The sequence below is a fragment of the Flavobacterium movens genome (genome assembly GCF_039581425.1).
Taxonomy (GTDB): Bacteria; Bacteroidota; Bacteroidia; order Flavobacteriales; family Flavobacteriaceae; genus Flavobacterium; species Flavobacterium luteolum.
Genome location: NZ_JBCPXY010000010.1, coordinates 104,219 through 125,941 on the forward strand (window position 1 = coordinate 104,219; position 21,723 = coordinate 125,941).

Consider the following 21,723-nt stretch of genomic DNA (forward strand, 5'->3'; position numbering starts at 1 on the left):
GTTGAAATTTTGTTAATTTCTTATCGAATTTAATAAAGTTCTTTCCAAATTAATAACTAAATTGGTAGTATGAGAACAAATCCTGATGTACTTATTATTGGAGGCGGTCTTGCTGGTCTGGCAGGCGCTTTGCACTTATCCAAAAAAGGATTAAAGGTTGTTCTTATCGAAAAAAATGCCTATCCAAAACACAAAGTTTGCGGTGAATATATTTCTAATGAAATTCTTCCGTATCTATTCTGGCTTGATGTAGATGTTAAGAAACTTGAGCCTACTGCGATTTCAAATTTCGAATTTACGGCACAAAACGGAAAAACGGCAAAGACCAGACTTCCGTTGGGCGGTTTTGGAATCAGCCGTTTCGAATTGGATCATTTTCTATTTCGAAAAGCAAAAGAAAAAGGCTGTACAATTCTAACAGAAACAGTTACTCATATTTCTTTTCAAAATGATATTTTTACGGTAAACACTTCCGAACAGATTCTTACAGCAAAAATCGTTTTGGGCGCTTATGGCAAAAGATCCAATATCGATCAGGATTTATCTAGAGCATTTATTTCTAAAAAATCACCTTGGTTAGCCGTAAAAGGACATTATACTGGAAATTTTGATGAAAGTCTTGTTGGCTTATACAACTTTCAAGGTGGTTATTGCGGAGTTTCAAAAGTTGAAAACGACGTTATAAACATTTGCTATTTAGCCGATTTTGAGACTTTTAAAAAATATAAGAATATTGAAGATTACCAAAAATCGGTTCTTTATAAAAACAAGAAACTGAAAGCTATATTTGAAAATAGCACTTCCCTATTTGAAAAACCTCTTACTATAAGCCAGATTTCTTTTGATAAAAAAGAACCTGTAGAAAACCATATTTTAATGATTGGCGATACTGCTGGATTAATTCATCCAATGTGTGGCAACGGTATGGCAATGGCTATTCATAGCGCTAAAATTGCTTCTGAGCTAATACTTGAGTTTTATTATGGAAAGATAAAATCCAGACACGAATTGGAGAAAAAATACATTCAGGAATGGAAAAAGCATTTCAGCAAAAGATTATTCTTTGGACGAATATTAGCCAAAGCTTTAACATTCAAAAATTTCACACATGTAATGACCACAATTGCAGCTTCGGCTCCATCATTACTTTCTCTTATAATAAAACAAACACACGGCCGACCAATAACAGTTGAATAAATGAGTGTAGACACTAAATATAGAACAGAAGAAATTGAAATAATGGACGATTTTTCGCTTGAAGGCGAAGAACTCAGTGGCGCTTTAGATCAAATTGCTTCTATCAATCAATTACTTGGCGGTAATAAGCTTACACTCCATGGCATAAAACAGCTTTTAAAAAAAGCCGATACTGCTCAAACTATTACTATTGCTGACATAGGTTGCGGAAATGGTGATATGTTGCGAATGCTGTCTAAATACGGAAAAAAGCAAAACCTGAATTTTAAACTTATTGGTGTCGATGCCAATGCTTTTACGATTGATTATGCTAAAAAGCTTTCTAAAGATTTTCCGAATATAGAATATCGTTGTATGGATATTTTTAGTGACGATTTTAATCAGCTTAAATATGATATTGTTTTGTGTACACTAACGTTGCATCATTTTACAACAAGCCAGATTGCAGATGTAATGCATACGCTAAACAAAAATGCTGTTATAGGCATTGTGGTAAACGATCTTCATCGAAGTAAAATTGCTTACCGATTATTTGAACTTATTGGTGTTGTTTTCAATCTCAACGACATGTCGCGCAACGACGGATTAATTTCTATTTTGAAAGGATTCAAAAAGAACGAATTGGAGCATTTATCCGAAAAATTAAATTTAAAAAACTACTCCATTAACTGGAAATGGGCTTTTCGCTACCAGTGGATAATTACAAAAATATGAGTGTAAAGATCATTACAGCTGTAAAACAGCTTCCGCAATATTCCCGTACTACAGAAGAAATACTTCCGCTTGTCGATCTATGGCTCGAAGGTCAGGAAGAACGTTTTGTCAAAAAAGTAAAAAAGATTTTTGAAGGAGCTTCTGTAGACAAACGTTATTCCATCATGGAACCTTCGGAGGTCTTTACTGCTACTTCATTCGAGGAAAAAAATGATATTTACAGCCGTGAAATGATTGTTCTAGGACATCAAGTTCTGGAAAAAGCGTTAGAAAAAACAGGCTGGGATCCGCAGAGTTTGGACTATATTATTACGGTAAGCTGTACCGGAATCATGATTCCTTCGCTTGACGCTTATCTCATTAATAAAATGAAATTACGACAAGATATTGTTCGCCTTCCCGTTACCGAAATGGGATGTGCGGCTGGAATATCGGGAATTATTTATGCAAAGAATTTTCTGAAATCAAATCCAGGCAAACGAGCTGCAGTAATTGCAGTAGAATCGCCAACGGCAACTTTCCAGCTGAATGATTTTTCGATGCCAAATATTGTTAGCGCCGCTATTTTTGGAGATGGCGCGGCCTGCTGTTTGTTGTCTTCAAAAGAGGAAGATTCAGGACCAGAAATTATTGATGAACAGATGTATCATTTTTATGACGCTGAGCATATGATGGGTTTCAAACTCACTAACGGCGGACTGCAAATGGTTCTCGATATTGAAGTTCCAGATACAATTGCTTCTCATTTTGGCGATATAATTCATCCGTTTCTTAAACAGAATAATCTCGAAATTAAAGATATTGATCATATGATATTTCATCCAGGAGGAAAAAAAATTGTAACAACGGTCGAATCGCTTTTTGCAGGACTGGAGAAAAATATTGATGATACTAAAGAAATTCTACGAGAATACGGCAACATGTCGAGCGCTACGGTTTTGTATGTTTTAGAAAACATCATGAATCGAAATCCGAAAAAAGGAGAAAAAGGTTTAATGCTGAGTTTTGGTCCGGGATTCTCGGCACAAAGAGTTTTATTGCAATGGTAATTTGAAGACTTATGAAATTAACTGATATTATAACACAGCTTCCGTACAGCAAACCCTTCTTGTTTGTTGACGAACTGCTTCATGCTGATGAAAACGGCGTAACAGGAACCTATACATACAACGAAGATCTCGATTTTTACAAAGGACATTTTAAAGATAATCCCGTAACTCCTGGTGTAATTCTGACTGAAACAATGGCGCAAATTGGAATGGTTTGTCTCGGAATATTTTTGTTAGGAAATGATTTAGGTCAAAATACTGTAATTGCTTTTACTTCTGCCGATATGGAGTTTTTAAAACCTGTTTATCCAAATGAAAAAGTAACCGTTACTTCTGAGAAATTGTTTTTCCGTTTTGGAAAATTAAAATGTAATGCGGTCATGAAAAACGAAGCTGGACAAGAAGTTTGCCGTGGTGTTCTAGCAGGAATGATAACAAAGAAATTATGAAAAAACGAGTGGTAATAACAGGTCTTGGAGTCGCGGCGCCAAACGGTGTTGGCATTCCTGCGTTTACTCATGCGCTGCAAAACGGCCTTTCGGGAATTCGCCATGATACACAACTAGAAGAATTGCAATTCTCTTGTCAGATTGCGGGTCAACCACAAATATCTGACGAATTAAAATTGCAGTATTTTACAGAACTAGAACTTCGCGGATTTAATAGTACAGGAATTCTATATGGCGTTATCGCAGGCATGGAAGCTTGGAATAATGCTGGTTTGCCAATAAATGAAAATCCAGATTGGGACAGCGGCGCTATTTTTGGATCGGGAACTTCTGGAATAGACAAATTTCGCGAAAGCATTTATAAAATTGATGAACTTCAAACTCGAAAATTAGGAAGTACAGTTGTGGCACAAACCATGAACAGTGGCGTAAGTGCTTATCTGGGCGGTAAAATCGGATTAGGAAATCAGGTTACAACCAATTCATCGGCATGTACTACGGGTGCAGAAGCTATTTTAATGGCTTATGACCGAATACAATCTGGACAGGCAAAACGAGTTCTCGCAGGAAGCACTTCAGATAGTGGCCCTTATATTTGGGGCGGTTTTGATGCGCTACGTGTCTGTTCTTCTAGATTTAATGACAGACCCGAAGAAGGTTCGAGACCAATGAGCGCTTCGGCTGCAGGATTTGTTCCTGGAAGCGGTGCTGGAGCTTTTGTCATTGAGGATCTGGAAACTGCATTGGAACGTGGAGCTACAATTTATGCCGAAATATTAGGCGGAAATGTCAATTCTGGCGGACAAAGAGATGGTGGAACCATGACCGCTCCTAATAGTATAGCCGTACAAAGATGCATTAAAACGGCAATCGAAAATGCAGGAATGAGCCCAAATGAAATTGATGCTATAAATGGACATTTGACCGCTACCACAAAAGACAGTCTCGAAATTGAAAATTGGACAAAAGCATTGGAACGAAGCGGTTCTGATTTTCCGTATATCAATTCATTAAAAAGTCTAACGGGACATTGTTTAAGCGCTTCAGGAAGTATTGAAAGTGTTGCTTCGGTTCTACAGCTTCATGAAGGATTTATATTTGGAAATAAAAACTGCGATGATCTTCATCCTGAAATTGCAGCGCTTATTGATTCTTCAAAAGTACTTTTAAAAACAATTAAAGTCAGCCCAAAAATAATTGCTAAAGCCAGTTTTGGTTTTGGCGATGTAAACGCTTGTATACTATTTAAAAAATTTGAAAACTAAAAATGGATAGAAAAGAACTTACCGCAAGATTAAAAGTAATTATAAAGCCTTTTGTTACCAATCAAGAAGCTTATGATACTTTAACCGAAGAGACCGATTTTATAAAGGACCTCAATATAAACTCAGCCAATCTGGTTGATATTGTACTGGATCTTGAAGAAAATTTTGATATCGTAATTGACAATGCCGATATGGAGCGTATGCTCGATGTGAAAACTGCCCTAGAAATTATTGAAACAAAACTCGCTCAAAAATGATTGGCAATGATGTTATAGATCTTGCACAGTCACGCGTTGAAAGCCGTTGGCAGCGCAACGGTTTTGTTGAGAAGCTTTTTACTGTAAATGAGCAACAATACATAAAAGAGTTTGACCAACCCGAAACGATGGTTTGGCTTTTATGGAGCATGAAAGAAGCAGCTTATAAAATTTACAATCGTAAGACTAAAATTCGGGAATACAGCCCAAAAAAACTTTCTTGTTCATTGGATACTTTAAGTGCTAATTTGGCTTTTGGAAAAGTCAGTTGTAATGAAAATGTGTATTATACTAAAACTATATTTTCTTTAGAAAGTATTCATACAATCGCAGTAGATGATCAAGAAAACATAGATCATGTAATTGAAGTTGCTGGTGAAAAAATTGTAAAAGACGAAAACGGAATTCCATATTTGAAAGCGGGTAATACGCTTCACGATATTTCGAAAAGTCATCACGGAAGGTTCGAGAAATGGGTGATTATTGATAAATAATTTTCATGCCTTTCGTAAAAATTCTTTCAGCACAACAGCATGATTGATCTCGGGATCTTTTGCTCCATACAATAAAGTTAATGGCTGTTTTTCTGCAATTTTCCTTAAATGCTCAACTTCTTCAGTTTTAGACTTTAATTCTTCTATGTATAATTTAGAAAATTCGTCAAAGCGTTCTTTTTTATGATCGAACCATATTCGCAATTTAGGCGAAGGCGCAATCTCTTTGTTCCATTCATCAATAGCCAAATCTGTTTTCTTAATTCCTCGTGGCCACAAACGATCAATCAATATTCGATACGTATCGTCTTTTTCTTTATGGCTGTAAACTCTCTTGATAGTAATTGTTTTCATTTTTAAGTATCCAATGTTTCATCTTAAATTTAAGATAAAAATTCGACAAGCTTCTGTTGATATTGAATTTATTATTAATTTAGAATCCGCTATTAATCAATAAATTAACTCCAAAATAAAATTCTAGAATCCAATGCAGATTTTGCCTTCGCCACTATTAGCGCCTTATATAAAAAACTATACGGTTGTTACTATAGAAAAGAATTTAGACAACGAAGTTTTCTATCCAAGTGGTTATGTCGATCTAATTATCAATATTTCAGGAGGCGCTGCGGCGACAATTATAAACGGAAAACGAAAAGATACGCCATCCGTAGAATTGCTTGGACATCTTACGTTGCCAACACGTCTTACAGTTGCAAAAGGCACTTCGGTATTGATTGTACGCATTTATCCGCACGCGAGCGCATTGTTTTTCTCAGATCCTTTGTCTGAATTTACCAATTATGCTACGGATATGTACGATGTAGCTTTGGGCGAAAATAGAGATTTATATCATAAAATAATGGAGGCAAGAGAACTTACCTCCAAGATTAGTCTTTTAGAATCTCATTTTCTGCAACAGCTGAAAAAGAACGAAACCCGATTAAAAAAAGTAACAGTTGTACAAGCGTTAAGCCATCAGATTTTAACCGATAGCCAACCTTTTAATATAACTGCTTTAGCAAAAGATTCAGGCTTATCAGAACGATACATTCAAAAACTCTATCAAGCCAATATTGGTCTAAGTCCAGCTGCATTTACCGCTGTTGTTCGGTTTAACAAAAGCCTTCAAATGGTGCTTCACACCCAAGAATCGCTGACTACAATAGCTTATGAATGCGGTTATTACGACCAAGCACATTTTATAAAAGAATTCAAGAAATTTACGGGAATCACGCCTTCTTCATCAAGGAATTCACTTATCCAAAATGGTTCCGATTTTCAGCAGGCCGTAAATATTGGCTTTTAAGCTTTTGACGGACGATTGCTGCTAAACATATCACGATGCATTTTCCAGCCGTCTTTTGTCTTTTTCCAGATTACAATTATTTTTCCTTCGTCTAACTTCTTGCCTTCAAGATTAGTCATTTCATAAAAACTTTCCTCTGTTACAGACGTTTTTCCATCTCCATAAAGATGCTGAATAGTGAACTTGACATGAACTTGCCGAGCAGCTTTAAAAAAATTAGCTATTTGCGCTGCACCACACATTGGTTCTCCATTTGGAGGAAACAGACAAGCATCTTCTGTATACCTTGTCAAAATAGATCCGTCGTTTTTGTTGGCGAGATCTGCAAAAATCGCGTTACTGGCTTCAATTGCCTTTCTGGCTTCTTTCAAATTAGAATCTGTAGTTTGTGCATTACACCAAAAGGTAAGCATCAACAATCCGCTTAAAATAAGTTTTGTTTTCATTTTTAATATATTTTTTGACAAAGTACGAGAATCGCAAAAACGGAAAATTGTAAAATAACGAACAACTCTTATTTTTTCAGAACTTAAAATATCCTTTCACTTTTTAATCATTTAGATTACCCCAATAATCGCTTATTAAGAAATTTCTTTATATTTGATTTGAATTATATTCTAAGTTTAATTCATTAGAAATCTGAGATCTATGAAGATATTTTTTACCAAAACCCTACTACTTTTATTGTTATTCTCTTTGTTTTCATGCGAAAATAAAAAAGCAAAACCAGTCGCAAAACCAGCCTACAAAGCGGGTGTCATTTTATCTTTTGATGATGCTTATGTCGACGAATGGTCGGAAGCAGATCAAGCTTTACGAAAATATTCTTGGAAAGCTACTTTTAATGTCTGCCGAATAGATTCTATTGGAGCGCCTGAAATTAAAACATTGCTTGAAATGCAAAAATACGGACATGAAATTGCAGGACATGGTTATCATCATTACAACGCTGTGAAGTTTACGCAAAAGTATGGAGTCAAAGAATACATGAAGCAGGAAATCAATCCCATGATTATTTCTATGAAGAAAAAAGGATTCAACGTTACTTCTTTTGCTTATCCTTATGGCGAAAGATCAGATTCTCTAGATCAGGCATTGTCTCCACTATTTAAAATTATTAGAGGAAGAGCATTTGGTGGTGAACTTCCAGAAAAACAAGACAGTTATTTTAATAACTCAAAAATTGTATTCGCTTTTGATATAGATAACAGCCACATCCATTTTAGCATTCCTTATTTATTAGAATTATTAGATTATGCCAAAAAGAACAATAAAATTCTAATTCTATGCGGTCACAAACCTGTTAAGGAAATAACCGAAAACTATCAGACCAAAATAGAAACTTTAGAATTTATCTGCAGATATATGAAACTAAATGATCTGAAATTCTACCGTCTTTCAGATTTAGACAATTTAGTTCCGCCAAAGCTTTAATGTAAATAATCGAATTACCACTAACATAAAAACAGCTTCTTTAAAATGAAAAATTTTCTAATCACATTAAGCCTAATTCTATGTAATGTAATGGCTTATTCTCAAAAAGGTTCAGTTCCTGCAGACAATCAATTAAAAACCAAATTGGATTCACTTGTCAATAAATCTGTTCTTCCGTTCATGTCCAATAATAGTAGAGTTGGTCTTTCTATAGGAATTATCAAAGACGGAAAAGAATATTACTATAATTACGGCTCAACTCAAAAAGAAAAACAAGTTCTTCCAACCTCAAATACACTTTATGAGCTGGCTTCAAACAGTAAAACATTTTCTTCAACTTTACTGGCAAGAGCTGTTCTAAACAAAAAAGTAAATCTGACAGATGACATTCGAAAATATTTGAAACAGGATTATCCAAATCTTCAATTTAAAGGAACACCAATTACGCTTTTAAACCTTGCCAATCTTACTTCTGCCCTTCCAAACTGGATGCCCGACAACAAAGATCTTTTTGCAAAAGCCAATCCAGATTCTATTGCTTATATATTGGATGCCTTGCACAGAAAATACAGTAGACAGCAATTTTATACCGATTTGCACCAAGTGAAATTAGATACGGTTCCTGGAACATTGGCTAGACATTGCAATACAGCTGCTCAATTATTGGGACATATTATGGAAACGGTTTACGGAGAAAAATTTGCAACATTGCTAAAAAAGCAATTCACTGATCCGCTTAAAATGAAAAATACCGTTTTATTGGGCGAGAATAAAATACCAGCTTCAATGGCGTTTGGATATGATGCTAAAGGAAGAAAAATGCCTTTTATAGATTGGGAGGATATGCAGGTCGCGGCTTCTATCGCTTCCTCAACTTCAGATATGCTGAAATATATCAAATATCATTTAAATGAAAAAAATAAAGACGCCAAACTGAGCCATCAGCCAACTTTTGGAGATATTAGTAAAGGCGCAATTGCCTTAAATTGGAAAATAACAAAACCTCAAAATGGTCCAACACGAATTTCGCATACAGGCGGAAGTTTAGGTTTTAGTTCTTACGTTGTTTTTTCACCAGAAACTAACTCTGGAATTATTCTATTTGCTAATGATTCTGATATGAAAACACAAAATGAACTCATTAATCTAGCTGAATCAATTATGTATTAAAATAAAATATTCCGCTACGAGCTACCGATCAGACATTCCTACGGAATGAAGAATATCATTTTAATCAAAATAAAATATTCCGCTAGGAATATCTGATCGGTAGAAAAAAAATAACGCATAGCATTGTGTCCTGTAGGGACACCTGATTTACGATATGGATTTTGAAAAAAAATCAAACAACCAGACATCCTTATGGAATGAGGAGTCTTTTAGCGTTTTTAATTAGAAGATTTATTCTCAAAAAACTCACGTGAATAAATACTTTTAATTACTTTTAATGCATCAATTTATCCTGCATAATGATTATTAAGAAAAAAGAAAACTGGTTCAAAATGCTTTTCGAGTGGAAAGGTTCTGTTTTGCCTCAGCTGCTTCCACGATTACTTTTACTCTTTTTGTTTTCTTTTCTTATTGTCTATTACAAATCTTTTCTGCTCGAATATAATCTGCATATAAATCCGGCAATTTTTACTCTGTTCGGAATTGCACTTGCGATATTTCTCGGTTTTAGAAACAATGTCAGCTATGATCGTTTTTGGGAAGGAAGAAAACTGTGGGGCGCTTTATTAAACGACACCAGATCTCTTGCAAGACAAAGCATTACACTTTTAAATTCCAAAGACAACAAATCTGAAAGTCAAAACTTTATTAATTTATTAATTGCTTTTGTTTATGCATTAAAACATCAGTTAAGAAATACTGATGCTACAGCCGATTTAAATCGTTTGCTTCCTTCAGATTTTAAAGAACAGCTGAAAAACGTGCATTTTAAGCCCATTATTATCCTAAGAGAATTAGGCTTATGGGTAAAAAAAGCAAAAGAAGATGGCAAAATTGATGGTCTAGCTCAATTGGCATTTGAAGAAAACTTAAATAAACTTTCTGATATTGTTGGAGGATGCGAAAGAATTGCCAGCACTCCTATTCCCTACACATATAGTGTATTGTTGCATCGAACGGTTTATATTTACTGTTTTATTCTTCCGTTTGGTTTCGTTGAAACTTTGGGATGGATTACACCGTTTGTTATCGTTTTTATTGCTTACACTTTTGTAGCATTAGAAGCAATTGCCGACGAATTGGAAGAGCCTTTTGGTGTGCAGCCAAATGATCTTCCGTTGGATGCAATGTCTTTGATGATAGAGAATACACTTTTAGAATTAAACGATCAGAAGACGATTGAAAAGAAAACTTCTAACGAATATTATATTACCTAATTTACTTCAAAAACAATGAATAAAGTATTATTAGTCGAAGACGATCCGAGGGTTGCTTCTTTTATTACAAGAGGACTCGAAGAACAATTATATCAGGTAAAAAATGTAAGCAAAGGTTTTGATGCCATTAATGAAGTAATGGAAAATGCTTATGATATTATCATTCTTGATATTATGCTTTCGGATATTTCTGGTTTTGAAGTCTGTGAAGTTTTAAGAAACCGAAAAATAATTGTTCCCATACTTATTTTAAGTGCGTTGGATACTCCGCAAGAAAAAGTTAGGGGATTAAAAGCTGGAGCTGATGATTATCTTGCAAAACCTTTTTTATTTGAAGAACTTTTGGCTCGAATAAATGCTCAGCTTCGTCGCACTGAATTTAGCTCTGGAGTTTTAGATTTTCAATCTTACGCCGGAATCAAAATTAATATGAAAGAACAAAGCGCCTCTAGAGACGGCAAAGAACTCAATCTTTCGTCTAGAGAACTGAAGCTTTTAATCTTTTTTATGAAGAACAGAGAAACAGCTTTATCTAGAATTGCCATTGCCGAGGCCGTTTGGCAAATGGATCTTGATATGAGCATTAACACAGTTGATGTTTACATTAATTATCTTAGGAATAAAGTCGATAAGAATTTCCCTTTTCCGCTCATACACACCGTAAAAGGTACGGGATATATGCTAAAAAATAAGGCTCATGAATCTCAAGAATAAACTTGCAATAAATTCTACACTCCTATTTGCTTTTATCCTTGGACTTGTTCTAATTGGATCCTTTTTGCTTTTTAAAAGCCATAGAAGAGATTTGTATTATGAAAAACTTGAAGACAACGCCCTTATAACTGCTTTTTTCTATTTTGAGAAAGATGAAATTAAAAAAATTGATAGCGTAAGCTATGAAGAAATAGAATCGAAATACAATAAAATTGCCAATCAGTCTATTCGAATTTATAATGCCAAAACGAAGAAACTGTATTTAAAGGACGAATTGCCTCTTAAATTAAATGATAGGGAATTAAACGCAATTTCACGAGATCGAATATTACATTTTACTAGAGATCAAAGGCAATTTAGCGGTTTATACTATAAAGACAATCAAGGTGATTTTATTATTGTTGTTTCTGGAATTGATGATGTCGGGAATCAGCAATTGGAAGTATTTGCCATTGTCTTTTTTATTTTCTACCTGGCCGGAATTGCTCTTAATTATCTTCTGGGAAGTTTTTTAGCAAGACAGACTTTCAGACCTTTTGAAGATGTAATTTCAAAAGTAAATTCCATTACAACAGAAAATCTGCATTCGAGACTCGAAATGCCTGCTGCAAGCGGAAAAGATGAAATAAAAGAACTTATTACCACATTCAATTATCTTCTCGAAAGACTCGAAAGCGGTGTCACAATACAGAAAAATTTTCTAAAAAATGCTTCTCACGAACTTAAAACGCCACTTACTTTTATTATCGGCGATATAGATGTCTCATTACAGCATCCTAGAACGAACGAACAATATGTCGAAGTATTAAAATCACTTCGAAATGATACTTTTCATTTGAAATCGACTCTTGACGGATTACTTATTCTGTCTGGATTAGAACTTTCAGAACCTGACCAAATGGAAATGGTCAGGATAGATGAAATAGTATGGAATGTACTGGAGAAGAAAAAAATCGAATATCCCGAAGTTAAAGTTGTGCTCAATTTGGATGCCATTGCCAATAATGAAGATATATTGACCATAAATGCCAACAAACATCTGCTGTTTATTGCTTTATACAATATTATAGACAATGCTATTAAGTTCTCTTTTCCTTTGCAGGTAAATATAATTGCTTCTGAAAATCAAGGAAAACTTCTTTTAAAAGTAATCGATCAAGGTTCTGGAATTGCCGAGAAAGATCTCAAATCTATTTTTGATCTATTTTTCAGAAGTGATCGCACTCGACACATTCAAGGACAAGGATTAGGGCTCTTTATTACCATGCAAATTCTTAAGCGTCATAACATTGATTTAACCGTAGCTTCTGAACTTGAAAAAGGCACTGTTTTCTCACTTCTTTTCCCTTAATTTTTGATCAAAAAAACAAACTATTTTCTCTGTCTCTGAAAGCAATTTTTCTTAATTCGTAACATTTACATAATACTCTAATCTATCTCTAATCTTGTTTAAATCTACCTCTAATGCCTTGTTTTACGGCATGTGAGACAAACTCCTTGATTTTAAAGCGCTAGCTGTTTTTTCATTCAATAACATGTTCGTCATTATAAATTAACAAAGAATTGTTTTTTGATTTTTCGTTAACATAAGCCTTAAATCGAATCGAAAGAAAGAGATTTTATTTGTCGTGAATAAAAACTAATAAATAACATGACAAAACTAAAACTCTTTTTTTCGGCTTTAATGCTCCTTACAGCAGGAAGTATTTTTGCCCAGATTACAACTTCATCTTTGTCTGCTAAAGTCAATGATGGAACAACTGCCGTTATCGGTGCCCAAGTTACCTTAACACATCTGCCTACAAATGCAACTTACAGAGCAACTACAGATAAGCAGGGTCGTTTTAGCTTCGAAAACTTAAATGCCGGCGGTCCTTACGAATTAGAAATAAAAAGTAATGACACTAAAGATTATTCAAATGCACAAATTTATTTAGCTTTAGGAGATAATGATCTGCCTGCAATTTCACTTTCAAAAGCAGACAACAATGTATTGGAAGAAGTTGTAATAACAAGTTCTAAACCTTCTTCTAAAAATAATGGCACAAGTATTAACGAAAAACAAGTTAATGCGCTTCCTTTAATTAACAGAGGAATTCAAGATGCTACAAAATTGGTTCCTCAAAGCTCAAACAACTCTTTTGCTGGTACCAACTTTAGATACAACAACGTAACAATTGATGGTTCTATAAATAATGATGCGATTGGTTTTAGTCCATCTTTAGGAGGACAATCAGGAACTTCTGGAATGCCAGGAAGCAGCACACGTTCAAACTCTATCAGTTTAGATGCGATACAAGATATTCAGGTTTACATTGCTCCTTACGATATTAAATTAGGAAACTTTTTAGGAGGAAGTGTAAATGCTGTAACAAGAAGCGGTACAAACACAGTTAGCGGATCAATTTACAGCTACGGAAGAAATGCTGCTCTTACAGGACCAAACAATGCAGGTGATGGCTCAAAAATGCCAAATTCTTTTGGAGATTACCAAGTTGGTTTCAGATTGGGATTGCCAATCATAAAAGACAAATTGTTCTTCTTTACTAACATGGAATATGCTGAAAGAACAGATCCAGTTTTTTATAATGCAGGACAAACAGATTCTAATGGAAAATTAACTTCTCTAGTAGACAATGCAACTGCAGAACAGATTTCGCAATTCGTAAAATCAAACTACGGATTTGATCCTGGAACTTATGGTTCTTATAATAACTTCTCTAAGAGCCAGAAATTCTTCAACAAAATAGATTGGAAAATCAATGAGAAAAACTCTCTTTCTTTAAGAAACAATACTGTAATTTCTCAAGCAACAAACTTAGAGCGTGATGCTGCAAACTTTAGATTTGCAAGCATGGATTTTACTCAGAAAAACCAAGCTATTAGTACTGTTCTAGAATTAAAGACACACTTTAACAGTCAATGGTCAAACTCTTTTATTGCAAGTTATTCGGCTATAAAAGATTATCGTGATCCAAAATCAGCAAATATCATGTTTCCTCAAACAGAAATTGGATATAATGGCGGAACTATTTTCTTAGGAAATGATCGTGAAGCGACTGTTTTCAACATGAAACAGAATACAACTGAGATTACAGACAACCTTACTTATAAAACAGGAAATCATACTTTATTATTTGGTACTCACAATGAGTTTTACGACATCAACTACGGTTTCGTAAACGCACTTAACGGAAGAGTTTCTTATAAATCTCTAACAGATTTCTTCAATAAATTACCTACTCGTGTTCGTGGAACTTATCCTTTTGATGGTTCAACAAGAGACGAAATCTTTAATGATCCATATGCTAAATTTAAAATAAACCTTTACAGCGTTTATGCACAAGACGAAATAAGAATTGGAAATAAATTGAAAGTAGTTCCAGGTGTTCGTGTAGATTACACCGATTTACCAAACAAACCTAAATTGAGCCCACAAGTACAGAACTCTCCAGAAGATCCAAATTACGGAACAACGTATACTTATACTCCCCTAAATCAAATTAAAAATAACTTCTTCAGTACAGCTTTAGTTTCTCCAAGAATTGGATTTACTTATAATGTAGACGAAGACAAAACATTTGTTATTAGAGGTGGATCTGGAGTATTTACAGGAAGAATTCCTTTTGCTTGGTTAGGTTATGCTTACTATAATGATGGTGTTGGATACGGAAGTTATGATAAAAACAATTTAACTCCAGCTCAAGTTGCTGCAGCAGGAGATCCTTTAGCAACTGGAGGTTTAAATGGCTACCACGATGCTACGCCAAAAGTACAGGCAGATTTAGTTGATAATAAATTTAAAATGCCAGCTGTTTTAAGAAACTCATTGGCTTTTGACAAAACAATTGACGGATACAAATTTACTGTTGAAGGTATTTATACTAAAGTAATTCGTGATCTAGAATTCCAACAAGTAAATAAAACAGATAATCCAACGTATTTCTCTTATGATACAAAACATGAAATGCCAATTTATGCTGCAAACATAAACTCAGCTTTCTCAAATGCTTATTTGTTATCAAACACTAATAAAGGATACCGTTACAGTATTACAGAAATGATCACTAAATCGTACGATTTTGGTTTGAACTTTATGGTTGCTTATACTTACGGAGATTCTAGAGATATCACAAACGGAATTCGTAACTCTATGGAAAGTAACTTCCAGATGAATCAATCGTTGTCACCAAATAACCCTCAATTGGCAACTTCTAACTTTAATATTAAACACAGAATTGTTTCTAATGTAGGTTACGGAGTAAAAGTAGCACCAAACAATACTTTATCTGCCAATGTATACTTTAATGCACAATCTGGAAATCCGTTTTCTTGGGGATTTGTTAACTCAACAATTGCTGGAACTGGACAAGCAGCAGGCTTAGCTTACATCTTTAAGGATGCGGCAGAAGCAGCAAAATATATTGGCGTAAACGCTGCGGGAGTTCCTTCTGCAACTGCAGCACAACAAGTAGCTGATTACGAAGCTTTCATTAACGGAAATGATTACTTAAAAAGCCGTAGAGGAACATTTACTCAAAGAAATGGAGATACAACACCTTGGAACATTCAAGCAGATTTAAAATTAATGGATGAAATTCAGGTTACTAAAGTTGGAACTTTCCAAATCTCATTCAGTATGGCAAATATCGGAAACCTTATCAACAAAGATTGGGGAAGAAGTTATTTTGTTCCTAACACTTATAATTCAACAGCAAGTCTTGGTTTAACAAAATCAGGAAACTTAGGCGGAGTTGCAACAGGCGATCCAACTTACACGTTCCAAAAACCAACTTCTGCACCATATACTGTAGATCAATTAGCTTCAAGATTCCAAGGTCAGCTTGGCTTGAGATACTCGTTCTAAAAAATGTGTTTTTTTTTATTTTTGATTATCTCCCCGTTTCTAAGTGCTGAGACGGGGAGATTTCTCATTTTTAGTCTAGCCGAATAAACGCTATAGATGAACTTATAAACTTTCAAAAAAAACACATTCTTAAACATTGATCTTTTTTGTATTTTTAATCTCATAAACTTTCCAGTTATTTCATTAAAATGCTAAAAGAAAGAACAATACAAATTTTATTCTCACTCATTTTTATACATTTCTCCTGCTCGACTTGCTATGGACAATACAAGATTTCGGGCTATATTGACACAGAACAGAAAAACAAAACCGTTTATTTGAGTCTGCTGAAATATGATGAAGAAACGATGATTACCGAAAATCAGATTCTTTTTTCTACACAGACCGATAGTTCTGGTTATTTTGAATTTAAAGGACAGCTATTATCTGAAAAAGACAAACTTTACCGCATCCATTCTAATATCAACTCGATTAAAGGATTGCAATTGGTTGCAGATAATGAGAAAAGCAATTTTCATAATTTCATTTTTTCAAACAGAGATACCATTTACTTTCCTAAATCTGGAAAAAACTGGTTTAGCGAATCTAAAAACAGTAATTTGACTGATAAGGAATGGAAAAAACTGAAATCTTTTGAAGAACAATTAGAGAAAAATAATACTCAAATACAAAACAAAGAAGCGCAGCAGCAGGCAGTAAATGATTTTGCTGAGAAAGTGAAAGCATACAGCGAAAAGAACATTAAAAGCCCACTGCTTAAACTGTTGGCCTTTTCGGATATTAAGCGAAATGATTTCAATATAAAAAACGATTTTGAAAAAAATGAAGCTTTTTATGATGCTATATCCAACTCGCTCAAAAACTACTATGGCGAAACCTCTTATTATATTCAATATCAAGATGAAATTTCGAAAATCTCAAATGTTATTCTACAGCAAAAATATGCGTTTCATAAAAAGCTGAATTATGCTCTCGCCATCCTAGTTTTCATTTTGGTTCTTATTTCCGTTTTTCAATTCCGAAAAATAAAAACTCTTAAACCTAAAAAAGTAAAATCCGAAATTTCAAATCTGACCTTAACCAATCAGGAAGAAAAAATTACCAGATTGATTTTAGAAGATAAATCGAATAAGGAAATTGCCGATGAACTTTTTATCTCGCTAAGCACTGTAAAAACGCATATCAGAAATCTTTACGCAAAATTAGATGTTGCAAATCGTCATGAATTGGCAAAGAAATTAAAAAATCATCCTTGGGATTAGTCCCAATTTCAACCTCTGTATAACCAATTTTCAAACTCACCCACTCTACTTTTGTTTCCGAAATCTTAAACATCAATCGGAAATGAAAAAGAATCTTTTATTACTAATCTTCTTGACAATCTTGCAATTTACCTTTGCACAAGAAATAGAGAAAGCTTTAGAAAACAGACAAAGCATACAGCAAAAACTTTTGGAAGCAAAAGTGCTTTTGGAAAAAGATAACGGAAAACTATGGGGAAAACCAATCTGGAACGACAGTATTATTGTAATCGATTTTGACAATTCTATTTATAGTCTGGTTCCATTATCCAATAGCAAAAAAGAAAACCTTTTGTATTCTAAAATTATGGAACCCAATTCGCTTGTTTTTGTTAATACCACACAAAAATATGAAGGAAAGGAATATGCGACAGTACTGAATAATTATCTAGATGATAAAAGTGCTACGATCATTCATGAGCTATTTCATTTACTTCAAATGAAATCCAGAAAATTCAACGGAAATCCGATTGAATATCTTGACGAAACCAAGGCTCGCATTTTATTGCGATTGGAATATCAGGCACTGAAAAATGCTTTGAAGGCTGTTGTCGAAAAAAAGAAATCCGAAGAAGTTAAAAGCTATTTGAAAGATGCTGTTCTGTTTCGTAAAGAAAGACAAAACCAATATGCAAAATTCCTGAAGGATGAACTTGAAATAGAAACCTTGGAAGGTTTAGCCAATTATACTGGTTTTGCTTTATCTTCTTATGATAATAAATATGAAAAGGCCATAGAAGAAATCAACCAGCGAGAAGAAGCCAAAACATACACAAGACCTTTTCCTTATGCTACTGGCCCAGCCTATGGATTGCTTTTTGATTACCTGAATATCACTTGGAGAAAAAGTTTAGATGACATTTATAATTTTGCTGATATTTATGAAGTTATGATTCTAAAATCAAAAATAACTATCAATAAAAAAGAATTAGAATCGGCCAAATCCAGAAATAATTTTAATGAAATAAGCAAGCAAGAAATTGGACGAGAAGAAGAGCAGAAAAAACTCATTGGCTATTATATCGATTTACTTCTTGAAAAACCAACTTTGAAAGTAGCGATTACAGATATTGAACATTATGGACGCACTTTTAATATGAACGGAACACTAACCTTAAGTGATAAAGGAATCGTGTATTCGAGCATTAAAGGACGAGATAAATCGGGAAACAACTTTGGAAATTTTGCTACAGTTGAAGGGAAAAACCAATTGGGTAAAGCTGGAATTTTAAGTTATGACAAAGACGGAAGAACTTATCTTGTTTTTCCGCTTCCCGCTAAAATCGAAGGCCAAAAAATTACAAATGAATTTTATGAGATTACCTTAAATCCTGATTGGAAAATTGTCAAACAAAATGATGGCAATCTGGAAATTGTAAAAGAACCTAAAAGCTAAATTACAGCTGTTTTAAGGATAGTTTTACTGGACGAAAAATTCTCTACCGGTAAACCCCAGCGGGGCAAAATATTTATAGAAATACAATAAGCAAATAAAAAAAGCTCCAGAGGAGCGACATATATTTAGATTACAAAAAAATATGTCGCTCCTACGGAGCTTTATGTTGTAAACATTTAACGTTTGCTATAAATATTTCGCTTCCCTGAAGCTTACAGAAAAGAACTATCCTTTTGAGACAGCTTCCTCTTTACAACAAAGTTTCCTCGTCATCAGGATTATAACTTCCTTCTCCAGGATATTTTATAGTTCCTCTTAATTCTTCAACCCGTTTCGGATCAAATTTAGGAAGCTGCAAGTCATTGTCTTTCTTCCATTTTTGAACTGTTTCAGAGATTTCATCTGCTTTTTCTTTTGAAAAAGGAGTATCACGTGTCATGTATAAGGTCTGTGAAGGATAAGCCAAAGAAGTTCCGCTTTTTTCTATAATATCCAACATTCTCAATAAAAGATCTTCCTGAACTTCTTGCGATGTTTCTAGGTTTATGGCTTCTATATAAGCTGTAATTTCAACTTTCAGAGCATCGGCTGTAATTCCAGTAAAACGGACTATAGGAGGTGAATTTAGAACCGCTGGATGCGCATACAGCAAAGACTTTAACTCGACAAGCAGATAACGCATCTGATCTGGAGTGGTTTCCATTCTAAAACCAAAAATCGGATTGAATATAAAACGGTCGCGATGTGCATAATTTTCTATTTTACTAGCCGAAAGCTGTCCATTCGGAATTGTTACAATCGTACGAGCTGCTGTGCGAAGCGTTGTAGAACGCATTCCGATTGCTTCTACGGTTCCTTTTATATCGTCAATTCGGCAATAATCACCCACACGCAATGGCTGATCTGCAATAAGACTCACACTCCCCACAAAATTTTCTATTGTTTTTTGTGCTCCCAGAGCCAATGCGATCCCCCCAATTCCTAGTGCCGCAAGCCCAGCTGTAACATCTACTCCAATAATTCCCAAGATTGCAATTATTCCGATTACTACAATTGCCGCTTTCATTGTACGGCTTAAAAACAATACCGCAGATACAGCAGAAGCTCGCCCACTGTTGCTCATTCTGCTTCGAGTATACATGCTCACGAAATCGGTCATTCTCCACAGCAGGATCAAGAAAGCTATAATTCCGATTGTAATTATGATGATGCTAAAACGCTGGCGAACTATTATCGAAATTCCCATGCGCTGTGTCAATGCCACAAATAACATAACCGTAAGATACATTTGAACTGGAAGCGTAAATGCATCTATTATCGCCGTTCCTTTTTCAGTATCTGCTTTTTTCCAAACTTTTTGAATCAGAAAAATGAGCACAAAAATGAGGAGTCTCGACAATAAATAAGTAACTACCGCCATCACCACCACTACTCCCCAATGGCCAATTGGGACATTTCCTAATTTTCTATCTTTTAAGAATCTGGGTAAAACTCTATCTAAAAAAGTTTTTTCTCCGCTCACATCTGCCGCAAGAATTGCTTCTATAGTTTCAGCAGAAAAAAGCCATAAAGCAGGTTGGCTATCATCTGACTGATTTTCTAAATAAAGCTGTATGTTTATTTTGTCTGTAGATATATTTCCGACCAAATCTATGCCTGTTGCCAGATTATCGTCTATTCGCCCTAATTCTTTATTACTTAAAATTGATGATGGTGAGAAATTACCGCCCTGATCCAACAGCTGCTGAAAAGTCTTTGCTATTCTTATCCTCTCTGCTGTTTTACGATACGACCGTTTGCTTAACACAAGATACTGACTCGCACGCAGATAATTCTGATCACCAAGCGCTTTAATGAATCCGTTGACAGTTCCTTGAGGTGTTCTTCTTCCAAGCGAATCATCTGGAATCTTAACTGGTTCTTCTGTTGTCTTTGCAGTACCTAAAAGCTGTGCTTTGGCTGTATTGGTGTTTATCAGCAAAGTCAAACTCAGCAAGAAAAAAAACAATAAACGTTTGGTATCTAAAATCATACTCTAGTGGCTTTAGTAATGACTATTAAAAATAAGAAATATTGAAGAAAAACAGCAAGGTTTCTGCAAGAAAAAACAGAATCCGATTATACTTTACATTTCCGTACAAAACCCTTTATTAGATTTTTCAAGAGCAATTCTCGAGCTTGCTACAAATTCAATCAACCCGAATGGCTTTAATTTCTCAGTTAAACATACTATTTCATCATCCGTTCCTGTAGCCTGTAATATGGTATATTCTTTTTGTATTTCAGCAATTTTAAAATTATTTTCCCGAAGCATGAGTTCCGTGTCCCCATTTGTCATAAATAAAACTGTAGGAACCTTAAATAACGCCGTCTGCATAAAAACAATTTCTTCATTTATATGATAATAACATTTATAAACTTCGATAATTTTCTCTATCTGTGCAGTTAGATTAATAATTTGATCTAGCGTTGCATTTACTACGATGGTATGTCGGTACATATTATCAATTTCGCAAATAGACATATTAAGACTTAAAATTTGTATTTGTTTCCTTAAAAACATACTAGATAATTTGCTTATTAATCTTATTTGATCTTCGGAGTAAATAGTTAGAGTAAATTCGTTTTTCATTGTTTTTTATTTGTGTTTTTTTTTTAAAATGAGTTACTGAGAAATAAAAAAGCCTTTCACATTTGACTGAGAAAGGCTTTTATGAATAGACCATAGAATCCTGACTCGTCATGTGATACGAATAATGATAATTGAAATAATAATGCTATTTTGAACTAAATTTTTCATAATTGCTGTAAACAAAAAAACCTCCCGTATTAGGGGAGGTTTTAAATAATATATTTTGATTTATTTATATAACATCCCTACACCACTATCGAA

Annotated in this window: 20 protein-coding genes; 16 read left to right on the plus strand and 4 right to left on the minus strand. The window is 34.4% G+C overall.

Annotated elements, in window-relative coordinates; all coding sequences use genetic code 11:
- Window positions 1-69: 69 nt before the first annotated feature.
- The 7 genes from AAYQ05_RS17450 to AAYQ05_RS17480 are packed head-to-tail and all read left to right on the plus strand — an operon-like array spanning window position 70 to window position 5,425.
- Complete coding sequence (locus tag AAYQ05_RS17450) at window positions 70-1,197, plus strand: NAD(P)/FAD-dependent oxidoreductase (protein WP_343544666.1); 1,128 nt, start codon at window positions 70-72, stop codon at window positions 1,195-1,197.
- Window positions 1,198-1,911 carry a methyltransferase domain-containing protein gene (locus AAYQ05_RS17455; RefSeq protein WP_343544667.1) on the plus strand — a complete coding sequence of 238 codons (714 nt, stop codon included), beginning with the start codon at window positions 1,198-1,200 and terminating at the stop codon, window positions 1,909-1,911.
- Complete coding sequence (locus tag AAYQ05_RS17460; RefSeq protein WP_343544668.1) at window positions 1,908-2,960, plus strand: type III polyketide synthase; 1,053 nt, start codon at window positions 1,908-1,910, stop codon at window positions 2,958-2,960. The genes AAYQ05_RS17455 and AAYQ05_RS17460 overlap by 4 nt, the downstream gene beginning before the upstream one ends.
- An 11-nt stretch (window positions 2,961-2,971) precedes the next feature.
- A complete protein-coding gene (locus AAYQ05_RS17465) occupies window positions 2,972-3,409 on the plus strand; it encodes a 3-hydroxyacyl-ACP dehydratase FabZ family protein (RefSeq protein WP_343544669.1) in 438 nt (145 codons plus the stop codon).
- Window positions 3,406-4,674, plus strand: coding sequence for a beta-ketoacyl-[acyl-carrier-protein] synthase family protein (locus tag AAYQ05_RS17470; protein ID WP_343544670.1), 1,269 nt, complete (start codon window positions 3,406-3,408; stop codon window positions 4,672-4,674). The genes AAYQ05_RS17465 and AAYQ05_RS17470 overlap by 4 nt, the downstream gene beginning before the upstream one ends.
- 2 nt (window positions 4,675-4,676) lie before the next feature.
- Window positions 4,677-4,931 (plus strand): acyl carrier protein, encoded by a 255-nt coding sequence (locus AAYQ05_RS17475; RefSeq protein ID WP_343544671.1) that lies wholly within the window; start codon window positions 4,677-4,679, stop codon window positions 4,929-4,931.
- Window positions 4,928-5,425 carry a 4'-phosphopantetheinyl transferase superfamily protein gene (locus tag AAYQ05_RS17480; RefSeq protein WP_343544672.1) on the plus strand — a complete coding sequence of 166 codons (498 nt, stop codon included), beginning with the start codon at window positions 4,928-4,930 and terminating at the stop codon, window positions 5,423-5,425. The genes AAYQ05_RS17475 and AAYQ05_RS17480 overlap by 4 nt, the downstream gene beginning before the upstream one ends.
- Before the next feature lie 3 nt (window positions 5,426-5,428).
- Here the strand turns inward: AAYQ05_RS17480 and AAYQ05_RS17485 are convergent, their stop codons facing one another.
- The gene (locus AAYQ05_RS17485) at window positions 5,429-5,779 is read right to left on the minus strand and encodes a DUF488 domain-containing protein (RefSeq protein ID WP_343544673.1); all 351 of its coding nucleotides are present in this window, start codon (window positions 5,777-5,779) and stop codon (window positions 5,429-5,431) included.
- Between the two features lie 133 nt (window positions 5,780-5,912).
- On the opposite strand from AAYQ05_RS17485, the gene AAYQ05_RS17490 reads away from it, so the two are divergent.
- Complete coding sequence (locus AAYQ05_RS17490; RefSeq protein WP_343544674.1) at window positions 5,913-6,731, plus strand: helix-turn-helix domain-containing protein; 819 nt, start codon at window positions 5,913-5,915, stop codon at window positions 6,729-6,731.
- Here AAYQ05_RS17490 and AAYQ05_RS17495 read toward each other — a convergent pair.
- On the minus strand, window positions 6,728-7,177 hold the full coding sequence (locus AAYQ05_RS17495) for a YybH family protein (RefSeq protein ID WP_343544675.1): 450 nt from the start codon (window positions 7,175-7,177) through the stop codon (window positions 6,728-6,730). The two genes, AAYQ05_RS17490 and AAYQ05_RS17495, sit on opposite strands and share 4 nt — an antisense overlap.
- A gap of 202 nt (window positions 7,178-7,379) precedes the next feature.
- Here AAYQ05_RS17495 and AAYQ05_RS17500 point away from each other — a divergent pair, with 202 nt between their 5' ends.
- The 8 genes from AAYQ05_RS17500 to AAYQ05_RS17535 all read left to right on the plus strand — a co-directional run bounded on the left by AAYQ05_RS17500 (window position 7,380) and on the right by AAYQ05_RS17535 (window position 18,830).
- Window positions 7,380-8,165: a polysaccharide deacetylase family protein gene (locus AAYQ05_RS17500; RefSeq protein WP_343544676.1), complete on the plus strand. Its 786-nt coding sequence runs from the start codon at window positions 7,380-7,382 to the stop codon at window positions 8,163-8,165.
- Between the two features lie 45 nt (window positions 8,166-8,210).
- The gene (locus AAYQ05_RS17505; protein ID WP_343544677.1) at window positions 8,211-9,335 is read left to right on the plus strand and encodes a serine hydrolase domain-containing protein; all 1,125 of its coding nucleotides are present in this window, start codon (window positions 8,211-8,213) and stop codon (window positions 9,333-9,335) included.
- A gap of 299 nt (window positions 9,336-9,634) precedes the next feature.
- Entirely contained in the window at window positions 9,635-10,552 is a 918-nt protein-coding gene (locus tag AAYQ05_RS17510; protein WP_343544678.1) for a bestrophin family protein, read from the plus strand.
- Between the two features lie 15 nt (window positions 10,553-10,567).
- Window positions 10,568-11,266, plus strand: a complete 699-nt coding sequence (locus AAYQ05_RS17515; protein ID WP_343544679.1) for a response regulator transcription factor — start codon at window positions 10,568-10,570, stop codon at window positions 11,264-11,266.
- Window positions 11,250-12,617 carry an ATP-binding protein gene (locus AAYQ05_RS17520; RefSeq protein WP_343544680.1) on the plus strand — a complete coding sequence of 456 codons (1,368 nt, stop codon included), beginning with the start codon at window positions 11,250-11,252 and terminating at the stop codon, window positions 12,615-12,617. Before AAYQ05_RS17515 ends, AAYQ05_RS17520 begins: the two co-directional genes overlap by 17 nt.
- Before the next feature lie 300 nt (window positions 12,618-12,917).
- Window positions 12,918-16,133, plus strand: coding sequence for a TonB-dependent receptor (locus tag AAYQ05_RS17525; protein ID WP_343544681.1), 3,216 nt, complete (start codon window positions 12,918-12,920; stop codon window positions 16,131-16,133).
- 188 nt (window positions 16,134-16,321) lie between these two features.
- Window positions 16,322-17,395, plus strand: a complete 1,074-nt coding sequence (locus tag AAYQ05_RS17530) for a response regulator transcription factor (protein WP_343544682.1) — start codon at window positions 16,322-16,324, stop codon at window positions 17,393-17,395.
- 82 nt (window positions 17,396-17,477) lie between these two features.
- Window positions 17,478-18,830 carry a hypothetical protein gene (locus AAYQ05_RS17535; RefSeq protein ID WP_343544683.1) on the plus strand — a complete coding sequence of 451 codons (1,353 nt, stop codon included), beginning with the start codon at window positions 17,478-17,480 and terminating at the stop codon, window positions 18,828-18,830.
- 250 nt (window positions 18,831-19,080) lie between these two features.
- Here the strand turns inward: AAYQ05_RS17535 and AAYQ05_RS17540 are convergent, their stop codons facing one another.
- Both AAYQ05_RS17540 and AAYQ05_RS17545 read right to left on the minus strand, forming a co-directional pair.
- Entirely contained in the window at window positions 19,081-20,862 is a 1,782-nt protein-coding gene (locus tag AAYQ05_RS17540) for a mechanosensitive ion channel family protein (protein ID WP_343544684.1), read from the minus strand.
- Between the two features lie 93 nt (window positions 20,863-20,955).
- On the minus strand, window positions 20,956-21,462 hold the full coding sequence (locus AAYQ05_RS17545) for an acetolactate synthase small subunit (protein WP_343544685.1): 507 nt from the start codon (window positions 21,460-21,462) through the stop codon (window positions 20,956-20,958).
- Window positions 21,463-21,723: the final 261 nt, after the last annotated feature.

Bases quoted from the DNA above. Each gene is read 5' to 3' on its own strand.
- AAYQ05_RS17475 (WP_343544671.1), top strand. From the start codon at position 4,677: ATGGATAGAAAAGAACTTACCGCAAGATTAAAAGTAATTATAAAGCCT.
- AAYQ05_RS17500 (WP_343544676.1), top strand. From the start codon at position 7,380: ATGAAGATATTTTTTACCAAAACCCTACTACTTTTATTGTTATTCTCT.
- AAYQ05_RS17540 (WP_343544684.1), bottom strand. From the start codon at position 20,862: ATGATTTTAGATACCAAACGTTTATTGTTTTTTTTCTTGCTGAGTTTG.
- AAYQ05_RS17480 (WP_343544672.1), top strand. From the start codon at position 4,928: ATGATTGGCAATGATGTTATAGATCTTGCACAGTCACGCGTTGAAAGC.
- AAYQ05_RS17495 (WP_343544675.1), bottom strand. From the start codon at position 7,177: ATGAAAACAAAACTTATTTTAAGCGGATTGTTGATGCTTACCTTTTGG.
- AAYQ05_RS17450 (WP_343544666.1), top strand. From the start codon at position 70: ATGAGAACAAATCCTGATGTACTTATTATTGGAGGCGGTCTTGCTGGT.
- AAYQ05_RS17455 (WP_343544667.1), top strand. From the start codon at position 1,198: ATGAGTGTAGACACTAAATATAGAACAGAAGAAATTGAAATAATGGAC.
- AAYQ05_RS17470 (WP_343544670.1), top strand. From the start codon at position 3,406: ATGAAAAAACGAGTGGTAATAACAGGTCTTGGAGTCGCGGCGCCAAAC.
- AAYQ05_RS17515 (WP_343544679.1), top strand. From the start codon at position 10,568: ATGAATAAAGTATTATTAGTCGAAGACGATCCGAGGGTTGCTTCTTTT.
- AAYQ05_RS17545 (WP_343544685.1), bottom strand. From the start codon at position 21,462: ATGAAAAACGAATTTACTCTAACTATTTACTCCGAAGATCAAATAAGA.
- AAYQ05_RS17505 (WP_343544677.1), top strand. From the start codon at position 8,211: ATGAAAAATTTTCTAATCACATTAAGCCTAATTCTATGTAATGTAATG.
- AAYQ05_RS17530 (WP_343544682.1), top strand. From the start codon at position 16,322: ATGCTAAAAGAAAGAACAATACAAATTTTATTCTCACTCATTTTTATA.
- AAYQ05_RS17510 (WP_343544678.1), top strand. From the start codon at position 9,635: ATGATTATTAAGAAAAAAGAAAACTGGTTCAAAATGCTTTTCGAGTGG.
- AAYQ05_RS17535 (WP_343544683.1), top strand. From the start codon at position 17,478: ATGAAAAAGAATCTTTTATTACTAATCTTCTTGACAATCTTGCAATTT.
- AAYQ05_RS17465 (WP_343544669.1), top strand. From the start codon at position 2,972: ATGAAATTAACTGATATTATAACACAGCTTCCGTACAGCAAACCCTTC.
- AAYQ05_RS17490 (WP_343544674.1), top strand. From the start codon at position 5,913: ATGCAGATTTTGCCTTCGCCACTATTAGCGCCTTATATAAAAAACTAT.
- AAYQ05_RS17525 (WP_343544681.1), top strand. From the start codon at position 12,918: ATGACAAAACTAAAACTCTTTTTTTCGGCTTTAATGCTCCTTACAGCA.
- AAYQ05_RS17520 (WP_343544680.1), top strand. From the start codon at position 11,250: ATGAATCTCAAGAATAAACTTGCAATAAATTCTACACTCCTATTTGCT.
- AAYQ05_RS17485 (WP_343544673.1), bottom strand. From the start codon at position 5,779: ATGAAAACAATTACTATCAAGAGAGTTTACAGCCATAAAGAAAAAGAC.
- AAYQ05_RS17460 (WP_343544668.1), top strand. From the start codon at position 1,908: ATGAGTGTAAAGATCATTACAGCTGTAAAACAGCTTCCGCAATATTCC.